Genomic DNA, 14,599 nt, shown 5'->3' with positions numbered 1-14,599 from the left:
CGCGCGGCGCCAATCAACAACACAATGAAAGTAGAGGAAACTTCGATGAGATCGATGTGGCTTGGTCTTGTGTCGGCAGTGCTGCTGACGACGTCGCCGGTGCAGGCGCAGGACGCCTATCCGTCCAAGCAGGTAACTGTGATCGTTCCCTTCGCCGCCGGCGGCACAGCGGATATCTTCGCGCGCATGGTCTCGAACCAATTGCAGACGAAATTCGGCAAGCCGTTCGTGGTCGAGAATGTGGGCGGCGCGGGCTCGATCCTTGGCGTCACGCGGCTGGCGAAGTCGGCGCCTGACGGCATCACGCTCGGCCTTGCCAGCACCTCCGCGCTCGCGATCAATCCGTCGCTCTACGGCCCGAAGCTGAGTTACCAGCCGGACAAGGATCTGGCGCCGGTCGCCCAGATCAGCGTCGTGCCCAACGTGCTCGTAGTGAACCCCAGCAAGATCAAGGCGCGCACCGTGCCGGAACTGATCGCGTATCTGAAGGCGAACCCCGACAAGGTCTCGTTCGGCTCCGCCGGCGTCGGCACTTCGCAGCATCTGGCCGGCGAGCTGTTCCAGCAGATGACCGGCACCAAGATGGTGCACGTGCCCTACAAGGGGTCGAGCCAGATGCTGACGGACCTGCTCAGCGGCCAGATCGATCTCGCCTTCGACAATGTGCCGCTGCTGCTGCCGCAGGTGAAGACCGGCCAGCTCGCGATGCTGGCGACCGCAACCCCCAAGCGCGCCGACTTCGATCGCGAAGTCCCCGCGGTGGCCGAATTTCTGCCGGGCTTCGAGGCGGTGGCCTGGCACGGCTTCTTCGTCCCTGCGGGCACGCCGAAGCCGATCGTCGAAAAGCTCTCGGCCGAAATCCGCGCCTTCATGCAGCAGCCGGAGACGGTGCAGAAGATGGCCGAGCTTGGTGCCGCTGCGGTGGCGGTGGATTCGGAGCCCTTCGCAGCCTACATCGCCTCCGAGACGGTGCGCTGGAAGAAGGTGATCGAGGCGGCGAACATCAAGCTGGAGTAGGCGCACCGTTGCTGGTCTTTCGCCAGCTGAAACGGGCCGGATCACGACGCGGCCGCTTCTCCGCGGTCCGGCCCGAAATGCGCTTTGTTAGCTCACGCCATGGGATCCTGGAATGTACACGTGACGCCGATCGGGGCGCTCGCGTTCTCCTGCCGTAGTGCCGCGCGTGACACAATGACGGTTCGCTCGGGATTGGCGAAATTCTCGCGCATCTCGATCATGAGTGCGTTGTCGGCGAGCGTCATCATGCGTCCTGACCCGACCGCTCCGTCCGCAGCCCGCGCCACACAGTAGCTGAAATCCACGGAACCATAATCCGGAAGCGGAAACAGGTCGCCGCTGCCCGGGTCGGTCGGCCGCTCCATCACCCATTCCACCGATGATCCGAGCGGTTCGATCTCTCCGGGCGGCTGTCGGACGAGAAACGAGCGGAATTCGCCGGTGCTCTGGTTCTTGATGAAGTACAGAACGTCTCCGCTGACCTGCACCGCAAGACCCGCGAGGATCTCATCGCCGGTCTCGATCGGCAGGTTGTCGATCACCGTGATCGCTTGCGGCGTCATATCCTTTTCGTCCGAGTTGTGCCACCAGTCCCACCAGGCGAAGTGATTTGGCTTGCGGTTGGGCCAGTGGCCGGTGCCGATTTGAGGAAGGGACGTATTGGGTAACCTGCCGTTGCGGCCGTCGAGGCCCACCCACAACAACGATTTGGGGTCGTCGGAGTGCGTGTTCAGCGCCGGCGCGGACGGCTGACGCACGGCCGGCACCTTCCATCCGCCTGCTGCGAAAACGATCCGCTGCGGCCAGGGCGTGGAGACCAGCGCCCCCGACCAATTCAACATCGATTCAAGTGCTCCTCCGAGCGATGGGGGGTCGATGGTGCTGAACGTCGGTCGCTTCGCGGAAAAGCGCGGCGAAACGAGAGTTGTCCAAAATTTGAACAGCTCCGGCTCGGTGAGAACATCCGGCTTTTGCGGAATGCCGTAGAGATCGAGCTTGTCCGAGCTGGCCTCTAGAAGATTGAAGCCCTCCGGCACGACCTCGTACAAGCCGTAGCCATCACTCTTGCGCATCTTTCCCTCCTGCGAAGACACCGGTGTCCGCCCACTCGCGCCTGGCGTTGTCGACGAGCTCCCTGAACTTCGGCAGGTATGTCCGATCGAGGAGAATTTTGTCAGTGATCGCGGCTGCGAGTGTCACGCCTGCCACGGTATCCGAGCGATAGTGGAGGCCGGCGATTTCGCGATTGCGCGCCACTCTGTCGGCAAGGGCACCAAGCGTCTTTCCGATCGTGGTTCTCCCCGCGGCTCCCGGCGCGGGGTCTGGAACGCCGAGGGATGGCGGTACGACCTCCGTGAGCAGAGCCGCGAAGACGTGAGCCTGGGTAGCGTGACCGCTTGGGTAGGACGCATGCCCGCCGTGCTGGATCGGCGACATGAGGCCGGGCACGACCTGGGTTGGACGCGGACGATTGAAATGAGCCTTGTAGTGCATCGTGATCAATGCCGTGAGCGCGTCGGCGACGATCAGCATGCGCGATGTCGCCGGGTGCGTCGTCGCCGTCGCGGACACCAGATGCAGGAACTTGCTGATGAATTCGTCGGCCTCGGATACGATGTCGTCGAGGGCCGCAGCGCGCTCGTGAACTGCCATGTTTCTCAAGGCGCTGATATCGTCGTCAAGCGCCCCGGCCCAAGGGGTTGGCCCGGCGCCGAGCAGTGCAAATCCGCCGAGCCTGTCGAGCCAATCTGCCCGGCTGGCAAGATCGGACATCACGACCCAGGCGTACCAACGGGTCGACCACAGCCTCATGCCAAAGCCGCTGGGATCGAATCTGGCGCCGGCGATATCGCGCTCGCTTATGAACGGGCGATCGACGCGATCGGTGAACATGGCGCCGCCTGATCCGCCCGCGTTGCCGCCGTAGCCTCCATACCCGCCATACCCGCCGTAGCCTCCATAGCCGCCATATCCGCCGTAACCGCCATATCCCCCGTATCCGCCTGCCATGTGTGCCTCCTCTGTTTAGAATTCGTCGGTGCCGCTCGTGCCGTCTCCGTGTTGAAGTGCCGCCAGCCGTGAGAGCGCTGCTTCGACCCGCGTCAGGGTCGGCTTCGGCCACGGCGACGTCGTGATCCACCTCAGATCGATCTCGCCCGCCGTCATCAGGGGTTGGGCAAAAGTCTGCGCATCGTCGAGACGTCCGCTCTCCACGAGTGCGGCAACGAGGACGCGCAGGTTCACCTGGTTGCTGGGCAATTGCATCGCAACCCGCATCGCGTGTTCGATGGCAGATGTGAGATCCCGCTTGGCAAAATAGGCCTGAGCCGAGATCATCTCGGCGAACCATGCGTGCCGGTCTCTCGGGGACAGGCGCAGATTGACTGCCGCATCGCGGAGCGCATCTTCGTAGTTTTCGCAGCGGACATGCACCGCGGCCCGGTACGCGAATGCGAGCGCCAGGTTCGGCGTAAGCTCGATCGCGCGGTCAAGCTGGCTGAGGGCACCGACATGGTCGTGCTTGCACTGCGACAACGTGTAACCGCCGACGGCGTTGGCGAGCGGATCTGCCGAGTTGCGCTCCAGCGCTCTTTCGGCGAGGGCACGCGCGGTATCGCGCTCGTTCAATGCATTCGCGGACCATCCGCGCGCCACGCGCTGCATGTGCCAGATCGCGCTGTACGACAGCGGCGGAGCCCAATTGGGGCTGAGCATGTGCGCCCGCTCGAAGTTGGTTCGCGCCGTCACGAACGTCGTGTAATCCGGACTGAACATCTGATCGTAACCGACCAACGCCAGTTGATAGGCGTCGAGATCGTCTGGTCTCTTCTGCATAGCGCGATGAAGCTCCCGATCGCGGACTTGGGGCGCCAGCGAGCGGATGACCTCGACGGCGATGCGATCCTGCAAGTCGAAGACATCGGCTACAGTCCCGCTGAGACGATTGACGCGGACGACTTCGACCGTTTCGGCGGCAACGAGCTCGGTCGAGATCCGGATCTGATCGCCGGCGCGCTGAATGCTTCCATGAAGCAGGTACTGCGCATTGAGATCGCGGCCAATTGCACGCAGATCCGGCGTCTGCGATGCCGGGATCATCGTGGAGCCGCGGGAAATGACGAACAGCTCTTTCAATCCCGACAGAGCCTGGACGACACTGTCGACGACGCCGATCGTGAATTGAGGCTCCAGGGTGGGCGAGAGCGCGCGAAAGGGAAGGACGGCGACCGACGGCCGGCTGACGACGGATCCGGCCAGGGCGACAGCGGGTGCTGCTACGGCGGACGCAGCCGGCCGCACGACGGTTTCGGGCTGCTGCTGCCGCAGGCCGGCGATCAAGTCCTGCGTCAGTTTGTGCGGCTCGATGTCGTAAGCATCTTCGAGTTGGCGCCAGAGGCGCGCATAGATCGCGAGTGCCGCGCCAATGCTCCCGGTCGCGAGATGGCTCTTGATGAGAACACGAATGGCCCGCTCGTTTTCGGAATCCAGCCGGTGGATCGCCTTCGCAGCAGCTTCCGCGGTTGCCGCCACGACGGGGTCGGTCTCACTGGGCAGCAGCCTCGTCAGCGCGTCGATCAGCCGTTCGTGGATCAGGGGGCGCGTCTCTGCGAGCCATTCCGAGAATGCCGGATCGACGCCCTCCAGGTCGTCGAGGATATCGTCGGTCAGGCGTTCGCGCGTGAGCAGTAGTGGATGGACGATACCGCGCTCGGCATCCGAGATGATCTCGACCAGATCACACGTCACCCGCTCGATCTCGAGTGCCACGTGGATTTGGTCTGCATGGAAGTGCGGGCAACCGAGCGCCTTTAGCTCGCGCTGAATCTGGCTTAAGGATTGGCGCAGCGAACCCTTTGCGAGCGGGTCTTCCTTCTCGCTCCAGAGCAGCCCGACCAACTTGCTCCTGGGCAACTGGCGTGCGGAGGAGAGCATCATGTAGCCGAGAAGCGCTTGCGCCTTTCGGCCGAGCCCGACCTCGTGCCCGTCCACGGACGCCGAAAATGCTCCGATGATTTTAAGTGTCAGGTGGCGGGGCTCGTCTGCGCCAACCGCCTCGTTGCTGTTGACTCCCGACATCTCGTCCCATCCCCCGTCGATGATGTCGACGACGCTGTAGGAGGGCAGGTTCCGGGTGGCCAGACTTGGCAGAATGCAAACGATCGGTTCGCGCGGTCTGCGAAGCCAATGACAGGTGAGCTCAGGAATACAGCCCGCCGGATCTGATGCAATTCGGGAATGGTACATCTCGCGTCGTCGGATGGTCAAGGGTTGCGGAATGATCGAAATGCGACTTGCGGGCGGAATGAAAAAAGCTCGCTACTTCGAGCCGAGGAGCGTGAAATCAGCGTGAATCGGCGGCTCTTCGGCGGTATGCGGGGCAGTCGCCGCGCCGTCGACAACTCACGCGCGAACTCGATCTGACTTGTTCGCCTTGTCCGACATATCGTGCGCGGCGGCGGAAGGCCGGCAGGGAGAGATGACGGTATCGTGTACGGCAAGTCCCGCGCCCGTCGACGCGGCGCGTTGCGCGCACGCCGGATTCACGGCTGATTCACGGTCGACTTCGCTTCGCCGGTCCTAAGCTTCGTTCGTGACCGAAGTGTCGCGCAACTTGGCAAGGGAGAGGCGTATCATGACTGTCCTGCTGAGAAACACCTTCAAAGCCTGGATCGATCGCGCGCCCGGCGCGCCGCCCAAGCTGATCATGACGGGAGACGTGCGGGTGCCGACCAACGGCTGGCAAGCCCGCCTGACAAAGCGCACGCCGCAGGGGATCAATCCGAAGATCCTGATCCTCGACGTGAATGCCCAGGAGCCGAGCGGGGAAGCTCTGCAGGAGATCACGACGATCCCGCTCCGCTACGAGGAAAGTCCGCCGCAGGACGAATACGGCCAGGTGATGATTGCGAACGGCAAGGGTGAGATCGTTGTCCACATCGGTCGCACGCATTGATGGCGTGCTCTGGTCGGAATGGTCGCATCCGATCCGGCCATTGCGCGCACGTCCCGTGCACGCCGAGATCACCGAGGTGAGCTTGCAGACGCGGTGCCGCGAACATGCGCTCCGCGCTTATTCCGAAAAGGAGCGCCAAGACGTTTCGCTCGGGCGTGAACGCAGCAAGAACAAGCAACGATGTTCACAGAAGGGCTGGACCGCGAAGATCAGCGCGGCTATATGAGCGGCCTGCGAGCCGCTGATTTGCAAAATTTTCAGCCAGCCTCGCAAGACTCCGAAGAAAGCTTAGCGATTTCAAGCGCTTCGGTGGGGAATGGTGTAACGGTAGCACAACAGACTCTGACTCTGTTTGTCTTGGTTCGAATCCAGGTTCCCCAGCCACTGACATTAATCCCAATAAAATCAATGGCTTGGCGCGCCGCAAGCTCAAAAAACCGTAACACCTCGTAACACTGCGCCGTAACGTTACGAACTGCAAATTAGGTATTATAGTAGGGTTGCTTGCGCAACAAAATTGCGCAATAATATTTCAATCGAATTGCGTTCGTGGTCTCCGAGACAGTGTGGGACGGCAAACGCAACGCCCTTAGCGGGGCACTGACCTTTCCCGAGTGAGTGCGGAGAGGTTCGGCCGAAAAGCTGAACCCAACCCACGCTCGGATTATGTCTCGCACTTCCCTCACTGATCGATTCCGTCGACTCGTTGGCCTCGAAGTCAAAGCCGCGCCCAGCCTCGCTGACGCGAGCGGCTACTACTTCGATCTCTTCGGCGCGACACCGACCCTGGCCGGCGTGACCGTCACGCCGCACAGCGCCATGACGTGCGCGCCCGTAGCGTGCGCGGTGCGCTCGATCAGCGAAGCGGCCGGTTCGCTGCCCCTTCACGTCTACAAGCGGCTTCCGGACGGCGGCAAAGAGAAGGCGACAGACCACCCCCTTTACAAGATGCTTCACGACGCGCCGAACAGCTTTGCGCCGGCCGCGCTGTTTCGCACCCAGCTCATGGCGGATGCTCTGCTCCAGCCCTGGGGTGGCTTTGCGCAAATTGTCCGCGTTGATGGCGGCAAGCCCGCCGAACTGATCCGGCTTGACCCTAGGACCGCATCCGTGGCCGTAGACGACCGGGAGCTTGAACCGACCTACAAGGTGAACGGTCGCGAGATCGCTGGCGCTGACCTCATCCATATTCCGACGCCGGCTTACGACCAGCGTAAAGGCTTGGTTGGCGAGGGCAGGGAGGTCATCGCGTTGGCGCTTGTGCTTGAGCGCCACGGTTCGCGTCTATTCGGTAACGCCGCGCGTCCCTCCGGTGTGTTGTCGCTCAAGGGCAACGTTACGGCTGACACGCTTACGACGGCGAAGGCCGCTTGGCAGGCATCGCAGGGTGGCGACAAATCCGGCGGCACCGCCGTTTTGCCGACCGACGCCGCTTGGCAACCCCTGACGTTTAATTCTGTCGATAGCCAATTCCTAGAAATGCGCACGTATGCCGTCGCGGAGATCGCGCGGCTGTATCGCGTGCCGCTGCACATGTTGATGCAGGTTGATCGTGCTCAACCCCGCAGCACTGAATCGATTGGGCAAGAATTTCTGTCGCAGGCGCTGTTGCCCAGGCTGAAGTCATTTGAGCAAGAGCTTGAGTTGAAGCTTCTGACGCCGGAAGAGCGCGATCAATATGCCATCGAATTCAACATCGACGGTTTCGCCCGCGCCGACTTGCGCGCGCGCGCGCAGGCCCTGAGCGCGACCGTCTCAGCGCGCATCCTCAATCCGAATGAAGCTCGCCAGATTGGCTTTGGCTTGCCGGCTTACGAGGGCGGCGACGTATTCGAAAACTTCAACACGTCGTCCGCGCATGCCGGCGGCGCCCTCAATGCGCAGAACGACAACAACAACCAAGAGGCCGCCTGATGCTCCGGACAGTCCATCTCCACGGCAAGCTCGGCAAAGACTTCGGCGCTGCCCATCGGTTTGAGGTAGCAACCGCCGCCGAAGCGCTACGCGCGCTCAACTGTGCTTTCCCTGGTCGCTTCGTGAAGGCGATTGAGCAAGGCGCTTACAAGATCGTGCGCGGCGACAAGCGCCACGGAATGCAGCTCGACCTCGACTTGGTCAACGGCTTCAATCTCGGTCTCGCCGACCTCCATATCATCCCGGTCGCAAAGGGTGCGGCCTCCAATACTGCGAAGGGCACCACCAAGGTTGTGCTCGGTGCAGCTCTGGTCGGAGGTGCAATCTTCCTGTCCGGCGGCATGCTCGCCACGCCCATTGGCGCGCTTAGTGGTGTTCCGCTGTTGGGTGGCACAACTTACGGCACCGTGGCCGCCCTTGGTCTCGGCCTCGCTCTGTCAGGCGCCTCCACACTGCTCAGCAAGCCTGCTGCCGAGGAAGCTCAGGCCTCCAGCGTTCTTAGCGTCAACGGCGGCAACATCGGCAATTCGGGCCGGCAAGGCGACGCCATGCCGCTGATTTATGGCGAGTGCTTGGTCGGGTCGACGCCGGTTTCTGTCTGGTCGGACATCGAGGACATCGACGTCTACGCCGACAACAACGGATCGATCGAAACCGCTTTTGGGGAGGTCGGCTGATGGCTGATCTCTCTTACACCGCGTTCTTTGGCGACGACGAACACACGTTCAAACTCACGCCGGCATTGATCCGCGAGCTTGAAGCCAAATGCGGCTCTGGCATCGGCATGATTGCCAACCGGCTGTTCGCGCGCAACTTCGCCCAGGCCGACATCAACGAAACCCTCCGGCTCGCTCTGATCGGCGGCGGCACCACGCCCAAACGCGCCCATGAGTTGATCGCCGCCTATGTCGACGGCCGGCCGCTGGTCGAAACATACGAACTCGCCGCCAAGATCCTTGAGCGGACTCTGTTCGGCAATCCTAACGAGGCGAGCAATGGAAAGGCTTGAAATCAAGGCAACGCTCGACGTGAGCGATGAAGGCGAGATCACTGGCCTCGCTTGGCCGTTCAATGCTGGCCCCGATAGCTATGACGACCTGATCACCAAGGGCGCTTTCGGCACGATCCTTCCGGATCTGCCAATTCTGTATCAGCACCGGCCCGACGATCTAGTCGGCACCTGGAACGAGGTGAAAGAGACGGACGAAGGTTTGACCGTCAAAGGTCAGCTTCATCTCGACCAGCCGCGCTCGCGCTCAATCCGCGCAATGCTGAAGACGCGTCTTATCACCGGACTTTCAATCGGCTTCCGGACCAAGGCTGCCCGCAAGCAAGCTCGTGGCCGCATCATCGACGCGCTCGACCTCGCTGAAATCAGCTTGGTTCGCGATCCCGCCCATCCCCGCGCTCGGATCACCGGCGCGAAATCCGACGACGCGGCACGTGCCGTGGCCGACCTAATCAGGCGTTTCACGGCGACGCTGTAATCCAAAACCTGGAGCTAAGACGACCAATGAAGACGACGAACGCACTTGAATTCAAAGACGCCGACGACGCCGATCCGGTGGCGGCGGTCGCCAAGGAATTGGCCGACCTGAAGACCGCTCTCGAGACGAAGGCGGCCAACGACAATACCAAGCTCACCGAGCGCCTGGACCGTATCGAGGCCAAGGTGAACCGGCCCGCCAATCGTGCCGCGAACGACAATGAGCCCAAGATCGAAACTAAGGCTTTCGAGTCGTTCCTTCGCGGCGGCGCCGACAAGATGGACGATCTCGAAAAGAAGTCGCTGGTCGTCACCAATAACCAGGCGATCGCACCGCCGGAATTCGGCAATGAGATCCTGAAGCTCCTGCGCCAGTTCTCGCCCATCCGCCAATATGCGAACGTCCGCACCATCGGCGCCGGTCAGGTGAAGTATCCCCGGCGCACCGGCAGCCCGGCTGCCGTGATCGTCGGCGAAACCGACGACCGCACCGGTAGCGAGCCGTCCTATGAGCAGATCGGCATCACCCCGTATGAGTATGCGACCTATACGGACATTTCGAACTGGCTTCTGGAAGACAACGCCTACGGCATCGAGGGCGAACTTCACTCGGAATTCGGCGAGGCTTTCGGCATTGGTGAGGGCAACCACTTCGTCAAGGGCAACGGCACCACTCAGCCGATGGGCCTGCTGAACGCGGCGGGCATCACCACCGTCATCACCGGCAACGCCTCCAACTTCCCGTCGTCGACGCCGGCCGACGTTCTGATCGGCATGTTCCACAAGCTCCCGGGCGTGCATGCCCAGAACGGCGTGTGGCTCATGAACCGCAACACGCTTGGCACGATCCGCACCTGGAAAGACGGCAATGGCCGTTACCTCGTGCTCGATCCCATCTCGGAAGGCGCACCGACCACGTTGCTTGGCCGCCCGATCGTTGAAGCGGTCGATATGCCTGACATCGCGGCCAATGCGTTCCCGGTCATGTTTGGCGACCTCAAGGGTTACCGCATCGTCGATCGCGTCGGCATTTCGATCCTTCGTGACCCCTATACGCTGGCGACCAAGGGTCAAGTCCGCTTCCACGCGCGCAAGCGCGTCGGCGCCGACGTGACTCATCCCGATCGCTTCGTGAAGCTCAAGGTCTCGGCGACCTAAGGACAAGAACATGCGGCTCGCAGCGAATACTTTCAGCCTCCAGCTTGGCAACCGGTCGTTTGACCTGAAGCCGACGCTGCGGGCCGCATTCGTCTTGAACGAGAAATACGACGGCTTTCAGAACCTCTCGCGCTACCTTGCGGAAGGCAGCGTCACCGCCGCCGTCGACATCATCAACGTAACCATTGTCGATCAAAATGCATGGGCTGCATACGCCCTCGCAGATAGCAACGCCGCTGTCCGCGACCTTCTGGCTGCAACCGGCGACATGATCGAATTCGTCTTGGTGCTCGCCGGCGCCGATGGCGAGCCCAGCGGCAACGCCGCGACCCAAAAGCCGATTCCGTTCGATCAATTCCTCACCCAGCTTTTCCAGATCGGGACCGGCTGGCTTGGCTGGACGCCCGATGACACCTGGGAAGCGACGCCTTCCGAGATCATCAACGCCCAGAAGGGCCGTATGGACATGCTCAAGGCTCTGTTCGGCAGCAAGGAACAGAGCGCCGAAACGTCCGATCTTGCGAGCATCAAGGCCGACCTCAACGCGATCGGTGATCTGACCGTCCATTCATTGGGGGCGCGCTGATGCCCTACAAATGTGGTCGTGTGTGTGCTTGCGGCCGGATTGTCACCGGCGATGCACGTTGCGTGTGCCAGAGCCAGCGACGCACGGAAGCCGACAAGCGCCGGCCCAACGCCAACGATCGTGGTTACGATTCGAAGTGGCGCCGCGAGAGCAAAGACTTCCTCGCGCTTCCTCAGAACCGGTTCTGTGCATGTGGCTGCGGTCGCATCGCCGATTGCGTCGACCACAAGATTCCCCATCGCGGCGACATGAAGCTGTTCTGGGACCGGAAGAACTGGCAGCCGCTCGCCAGCTCGCCTTGTCATGCCAGCCGCAAGCAACGCATGGAGCGCCGGCAATGAGCGACAAGGCCCTTTGGCGCGCCGTGGTCCAGCAAGCGATCACGGATGCCACCCTACCGCTCTCGACCAAGCGGCGTTCGATCCGCGTCGACCAGATGCGCAGCCGCGAATGGCTGATTGAGCCGAACACCGACTTTGAAGAGGTTTGCGGACTTGCGGAGTTGGACCCGGTCAGGGTGCGCAAACATGTGCTGCCCCTGATCGCAGAGGCAGTGAAGAACGATCAGCCAATGCCTCAGCCCGCGCCGCAACGCCGCGTCCGCTTCTCGGCAAGGCAGACCCGGGGGGTGGGTCAAAACACCTCAAAGAACGCGAACGACCGGTGCCCCCGGGTCGCGCAAGAGAGCGTCTAATTGGAGTTTTTCTGATCATGCCCGGCATCACCCTCAACCAGGCCAAAGCCCATCTGAACGTCACACTCGACGCCGACGACGCCCTTATCACCGGCAAGTTAGCGGCGGCAAAGGCCTGGGTTGGCGCCTATACCGCGTCAGATCCTGACGGCGACACCGCTCCGGCGCCGATCGGAGAAGCCGTGCTGCAACTGACCGCGCACCTCTACCAGAACCGGGAAGCCAGCTTGGTTGGCGTCACCGCCCAGGAATTGCCGTTCGGCTTCCTCGATTTGTTGGCCCCTTACCGCGCGTTCGCCTTCTGAAATGACCGTTTCCGACCCTTCTTTGGCCCTCCAGAAGGCCATCCGATCGCTCCTGATCGCGAGCCCGGAGCTGATGGCCCTGGTCCAGCCTGAGCACGTTCTGGACGCCAACGGCCGGCCCGAAATCATGCCGGCCGTCTACATCGGCGAGGACCAGACCATTTTCCGGCGCTGGGTTGCGACGACGCATGCCACGCTGCACGTCTGGTTCCAAGAGCCCGGTTTGGTCCAGTGCAAGGAAGCCGTTTCGGCCATCGTCGCGGTGCTGCGGATCGACGCCCAGGCGGATGGCGTGCTGCCAATCGACGGCTTCACCGTGCTCGACATGCAGACCACCCAGACCCGGTATATGCGCGACCCGCACGGCTCATTCAGCCATGGCGTCGTCACCGTCGCCGCAATCGTGAAGGCAAATTGACATGCGCGCCGGTAGTCTCGACCGCCTCATTGAAATCCAGCGCCGCACCACCGGCCTGGACCTCTACGGCACACCCGTAGAGACCTGGACCACGTTCACCACCATGCGGGCACAGCTGCTCAAGAACGCGACCGACGACCGAGAGGGCGCGCGCGGGCACACTACCGACGCGGTGCTGACTTTCCGGATGTATTACATGCCCAGTCTGAGCTTCAATGACCGGCTGCTCTATGACGGACAGCAATACGAGATCACCGGCATCACCGAAATCGGCCGGCGCGTGGGAATGGATGTTATCAGTCAGCGGATTGGGCCATGAACTATTGCTCACCTCAACCCAAGCATCCGGTCGCGCTCGCGACGCAAAAAGTCGAGCCTCTGCCGCTCAAGCTTGGTCCGCTCCTTCAACCCATCGCGATACTTCAAAAACTCTTCCAGAGTTTCAGAGCATCTTTTGTGCGCCAACTCAAATCTACTTTCAATTCGCAATTCCTCCTCTGTTGGATTAAATCCACTCCGCTGCTCATCTCGTGCTCGCTCGTAGTCGTTATTTCGCGCTCTAAGCTCAATAGCCGCGGAATGGACCGGATACAGCAAAAACCCCATTTCGCGGCTAATGAAGTCCGGGATACCGACACACTTCTCCTCAATCGCTTCCGCGATCGTGTCCAGATCAAAGGACCGGCCACCCATCATTTCAAATGCCCGAAGCAACCCGGCTGTTCCTGGCAGTTGCTGAGCAGCAAGAACAAACGGCCAAGTGAGTCGCAAGACTGCCTTCAATGCCGGCAGCTCTCTCTCGATTCTGTCTTCCTCCCGCGCTTGCGCGGCCAAACGCATCTGACGCGTTACGTTCCACGCAGCGACCAGAACACCGAAGCCGGTAATGGTCCCGCCGATGGTGTTACCAATAAGTGTCTGCCAACGCCAAATGCTATCCAGGTCTTTCGGCATCATGCTGATCAAAACTACCAGCAAAACGCTGAAGAGCAGGAGAGAAAAGGTGAGAAGGTCGTTGCGCTGATTCATGCGGCAAAAGTGCCGCCTCCTACGGCCTTTGTCGAGAGGGTTGCAGCATGAAGGGTCGAAAACCACAACTTGCTGCGGATGCGAATGCACTGGACGCCAAGATTAGACCCCCGTCCTGGCTAAGCAAGCACGCGAAGGTCGAATGGCACCGCGTCGCACCAATCCTCATTGATCGTCGTATCCTCACAAACACCGATTTGACGAGCTTGGAGCACTACTGCACCGCCGCGGGTCAAGTCCGTGAGATGCAGAAGATCGTTGCTCGCGAGGGCAGTGTCATCATGACTGAGCGCGGCCCGCGCGCGCATCCGGCCGTCCGCATTCAGGCCGACGCGATGACCCGCGCCCGCCTTCTCGCGGCCGAGCTTGGGCTGACCCCGGTCAGCCGTAACCGCCCAGCAATCCGAACCGACCAGGAAGACGATGACAGTGCATCCGACCTGGGTGTTTGACCAAACGCCCATCCCGGATCCGCACGGGCGCGGCGAACGCGCTGTGAAGTTCTTCCGGGCTTTGAAGCATCCCAAATCGATCGCGCCGCGGCGGGCTTTCGAGCTTGCGCCGTTCTGGGAGCGTATTCTGCGGCGCATCTACGGCCCTTCTGACGCCAACGGCGATCGTGAGGTGCGGACAGTCTTTATTCAGATCCCGCGCGGCGCGCGAAAAACGACGTTTGGCGCGGCGCTGAGCCTCTTGCACTCTTGCGGTCATGAGAAGGTGCCCGGCGGCGCCTGCATCCTTGCTGCCAGCGCCGAAGATCAGGCCGAACTAGCCTTTGACGAAGCACGAGCTTTCGTTAGGGCAACGGCTCCGCTCGCGAAAGCGACCTATATTGTCGAATCCGAGTTGGAGCTTGAGCACATTGCTTCCGGCTCGACCTTGAAGGCTATTCCGGCTGAGGGCGACGTTCAGCAGGGCAAGACGCCTTACTTCGTCCTGATCGATGAATTGCACGTCTGGAAGAACCGCCGCCTCTGGCGGGCGCTGAAGAGCGGTTTGCTCAAGGTGCCGAACACGTTGCTTGTGATAATCACGACG

The 14,599-nt window shown here is 61.7% G+C and carries 18 protein-coding genes, 1 tRNA gene and 1 pseudogene; 16 read left to right on the top strand and 4 right to left on the bottom strand.

Annotated elements, in window-relative coordinates; all coding sequences use genetic code 11:
• The first annotated feature begins 45 nt into the window (after positions 1–45).
• Entirely contained in the window at positions 46–1,017 is a 972-nt protein-coding gene (locus tag P6U27_RS21440; protein WP_407192535.1) for a Bug family tripartite tricarboxylate transporter substrate binding protein, read from the top strand.
• Positions 1,018–1,109: 92 nt separating this feature from the next.
• Here P6U27_RS21440 and P6U27_RS21435 read toward each other — a convergent pair whose 3' ends face one another.
• Genes P6U27_RS21435 through P6U27_RS21425 form a run of 3 tightly spaced genes read right to left on the bottom strand, consistent with a single transcriptional unit; the run spans position 1,110 to position 5,094 of the window.
• A complete protein-coding gene (locus tag P6U27_RS21435; protein WP_122403764.1) occupies positions 1,110–2,090 on the bottom strand; it encodes a G1 family glutamic endopeptidase in 981 nt (326 codons plus the stop codon).
• On the bottom strand, positions 2,077–3,027 hold the full coding sequence (locus tag P6U27_RS21430) for a phosphatase PAP2 family protein (protein WP_122403763.1): 951 nt from the start codon (positions 3,025–3,027) through the stop codon (positions 2,077–2,079). The genes P6U27_RS21435 and P6U27_RS21430 overlap by 14 nt, the downstream gene beginning before the upstream one ends.
• Before the next feature lie 15 nt (positions 3,028–3,042).
• Positions 3,043–5,094 carry a BTAD domain-containing putative transcriptional regulator gene (locus P6U27_RS21425; protein WP_160118833.1) on the bottom strand — a complete coding sequence of 684 codons (2,052 nt, stop codon included), beginning with the start codon at positions 5,092–5,094 and terminating at the stop codon, positions 3,043–3,045.
• Positions 5,095–5,650: 556 nt separating this feature from the next.
• On the opposite strand from P6U27_RS21425, the gene P6U27_RS21420 reads away from it, so the two are divergent.
• The 13 genes from P6U27_RS21420 (at position 5,651) to P6U27_RS21360 (ending at position 12,851) form a co-directional block, all read left to right on the top strand.
• Positions 5,651–5,971 carry a hypothetical protein gene (locus P6U27_RS21420; protein WP_122403761.1) on the top strand — a complete coding sequence of 107 codons (321 nt, stop codon included), beginning with the start codon at positions 5,651–5,653 and terminating at the stop codon, positions 5,969–5,971.
• A 310-nt stretch (positions 5,972–6,281) separates the two neighbouring features.
• Positions 6,282–6,355, top strand: a tRNA-Gln gene (locus tag P6U27_RS21415).
• A gap of 282 nt (positions 6,356–6,637) precedes the next feature.
• On the top strand, positions 6,638–7,885 hold the full coding sequence (locus P6U27_RS21410; RefSeq protein ID WP_407192534.1) for a phage portal protein: 1,248 nt from the start codon (positions 6,638–6,640) through the stop codon (positions 7,883–7,885).
• On the top strand, positions 7,885–8,562 hold the full coding sequence (locus P6U27_RS21405) for a hypothetical protein (protein WP_407192533.1): 678 nt from the start codon (positions 7,885–7,887) through the stop codon (positions 8,560–8,562). The genes P6U27_RS21410 and P6U27_RS21405 overlap by 1 nt, the downstream gene beginning before the upstream one ends.
• Positions 8,562–8,894, top strand: coding sequence for a gene transfer agent family protein (locus P6U27_RS21400; protein ID WP_407192532.1), 333 nt, complete (start codon positions 8,562–8,564; stop codon positions 8,892–8,894). The genes P6U27_RS21405 and P6U27_RS21400 overlap by 1 nt, the downstream gene beginning before the upstream one ends.
• 19 nt (positions 8,895–8,913) lie before the next feature.
• Positions 8,914–9,372, top strand: coding sequence for an HK97 family phage prohead protease (locus tag P6U27_RS21395; RefSeq protein ID WP_407192531.1), 459 nt, complete (start codon positions 8,914–8,916; stop codon positions 9,370–9,372).
• A 26-nt stretch (positions 9,373–9,398) separates the two neighbouring features.
• Complete coding sequence (locus P6U27_RS21390) at positions 9,399–10,529, top strand: phage major capsid protein (protein ID WP_407192530.1); 1,131 nt, start codon at positions 9,399–9,401, stop codon at positions 10,527–10,529.
• A gap of 10 nt (positions 10,530–10,539) precedes the next feature.
• Positions 10,540–11,115, top strand: a complete 576-nt coding sequence (locus P6U27_RS21385) for a hypothetical protein (protein ID WP_407192529.1) — start codon at positions 10,540–10,542, stop codon at positions 11,113–11,115.
• 62 nt (positions 11,116–11,177) lie between these two features.
• Positions 11,178–11,456: an HNH endonuclease gene (locus P6U27_RS21380; protein WP_407192528.1), complete on the top strand. Its 279-nt coding sequence runs from the start codon at positions 11,178–11,180 to the stop codon at positions 11,454–11,456.
• A complete protein-coding gene (locus tag P6U27_RS21375) occupies positions 11,453–11,809 on the top strand; it encodes a hypothetical protein (protein WP_407192527.1) in 357 nt (118 codons plus the stop codon). Before P6U27_RS21380 ends, P6U27_RS21375 begins: the two co-directional genes overlap by 4 nt.
• A 17-nt stretch (positions 11,810–11,826) precedes the next feature.
• A complete protein-coding gene (locus P6U27_RS21370; RefSeq protein ID WP_407192526.1) occupies positions 11,827–12,114 on the top strand; it encodes a head-tail connector protein in 288 nt (95 codons plus the stop codon).
• Position 12,115: 1 nt separating this feature from the next.
• Entirely contained in the window at positions 12,116–12,532 is a 417-nt protein-coding gene (locus P6U27_RS21365; protein WP_407192525.1) for a DUF3168 domain-containing protein, read from the top strand.
• A gap of 1 nt (position 12,533) precedes the next feature.
• The gene (locus tag P6U27_RS21360) at positions 12,534–12,851 is read left to right on the top strand and encodes a phage head closure protein (RefSeq protein WP_407192524.1); all 318 of its coding nucleotides are present in this window, start codon (positions 12,534–12,536) and stop codon (positions 12,849–12,851) included.
• Between the two features lie 8 nt (positions 12,852–12,859).
• Here P6U27_RS21360 and P6U27_RS21355 read toward each other — a convergent pair whose 3' ends face one another.
• A complete protein-coding gene (locus P6U27_RS21355) occupies positions 12,860–13,561 on the bottom strand; it encodes a hypothetical protein (RefSeq protein ID WP_407192523.1) in 702 nt (233 codons plus the stop codon).
• A 47-nt stretch (positions 13,562–13,608) separates the two neighbouring features.
• Here P6U27_RS21355 and P6U27_RS21350 point away from each other — a divergent pair, with 47 nt between their 5' ends.
• Together P6U27_RS21350 and P6U27_RS21345 are read left to right on the top strand one after the other, a co-directional pair.
• The gene (locus P6U27_RS21350) at positions 13,609–14,013 is read left to right on the top strand and encodes a phage terminase small subunit P27 family (protein WP_407192522.1); all 405 of its coding nucleotides are present in this window, start codon (positions 13,609–13,611) and stop codon (positions 14,011–14,013) included.
• A pseudogene (locus tag P6U27_RS21345) lies at positions 13,985–14,593 on the top strand (terminase large subunit domain-containing protein); the annotation flags it as partial. The gene P6U27_RS21350 and the pseudogene P6U27_RS21345, both read left to right, overlap by 29 nt.
• Between the last annotated feature and the right edge of the window lie 6 nt (positions 14,594–14,599).

The sequence above is a fragment of the Bradyrhizobium sp. STM 3566 genome (genome assembly GCF_045571445.1).
Taxonomy (GTDB): domain Bacteria; phylum Pseudomonadota; class Alphaproteobacteria; order Rhizobiales; family Xanthobacteraceae; genus Bradyrhizobium; species Bradyrhizobium vignae.
This window is presented reverse-complemented; position numbering and strand designations above follow the sequence as displayed.

Coding starts and splice junctions, on each gene's coding strand:
- P6U27_RS21440 (WP_407192535.1), top strand. CDS start 46: ATGAGATCGATGTGGCTTGGTCTTGTGTCGGCAGTGCTGCTGACGACG.
- P6U27_RS21435 (WP_122403764.1), bottom strand. CDS start 2,090: ATGCGCAAGAGTGATGGCTACGGCTTGTACGAGGTCGTGCCGGAGGGC.
- P6U27_RS21430 (WP_122403763.1), bottom strand. CDS start 3,027: ATGGCAGGCGGATACGGGGGATATGGCGGTTACGGCGGATATGGCGGC.
- P6U27_RS21425 (WP_160118833.1), bottom strand. CDS start 5,094: ATGTCGGGAGTCAACAGCAACGAGGCGGTTGGCGCAGACGAGCCCCGC.
- P6U27_RS21420 (WP_122403761.1), top strand. CDS start 5,651: ATGACTGTCCTGCTGAGAAACACCTTCAAAGCCTGGATCGATCGCGCG.
- P6U27_RS21410 (WP_407192534.1), top strand. CDS start 6,638: ATGTCTCGCACTTCCCTCACTGATCGATTCCGTCGACTCGTTGGCCTC.
- P6U27_RS21405 (WP_407192533.1), top strand. CDS start 7,885: ATGCTCCGGACAGTCCATCTCCACGGCAAGCTCGGCAAAGACTTCGGC.
- P6U27_RS21400 (WP_407192532.1), top strand. CDS start 8,562: ATGGCTGATCTCTCTTACACCGCGTTCTTTGGCGACGACGAACACACG.
- P6U27_RS21390 (WP_407192530.1), top strand. CDS start 9,399: ATGAAGACGACGAACGCACTTGAATTCAAAGACGCCGACGACGCCGAT.
- P6U27_RS21385 (WP_407192529.1), top strand. CDS start 10,540: ATGCGGCTCGCAGCGAATACTTTCAGCCTCCAGCTTGGCAACCGGTCG.
- P6U27_RS21375 (WP_407192527.1), top strand. CDS start 11,453: ATGAGCGACAAGGCCCTTTGGCGCGCCGTGGTCCAGCAAGCGATCACG.
- P6U27_RS21370 (WP_407192526.1), top strand. CDS start 11,827: ATGCCCGGCATCACCCTCAACCAGGCCAAAGCCCATCTGAACGTCACA.
- P6U27_RS21365 (WP_407192525.1), top strand. CDS start 12,116: ATGACCGTTTCCGACCCTTCTTTGGCCCTCCAGAAGGCCATCCGATCG.
- P6U27_RS21360 (WP_407192524.1), top strand. CDS start 12,534: ATGCGCGCCGGTAGTCTCGACCGCCTCATTGAAATCCAGCGCCGCACC.
- P6U27_RS21355 (WP_407192523.1), bottom strand. CDS start 13,561: ATGAATCAGCGCAACGACCTTCTCACCTTTTCTCTCCTGCTCTTCAGC.
- P6U27_RS21350 (WP_407192522.1), top strand. CDS start 13,609: ATGAAGGGTCGAAAACCACAACTTGCTGCGGATGCGAATGCACTGGAC.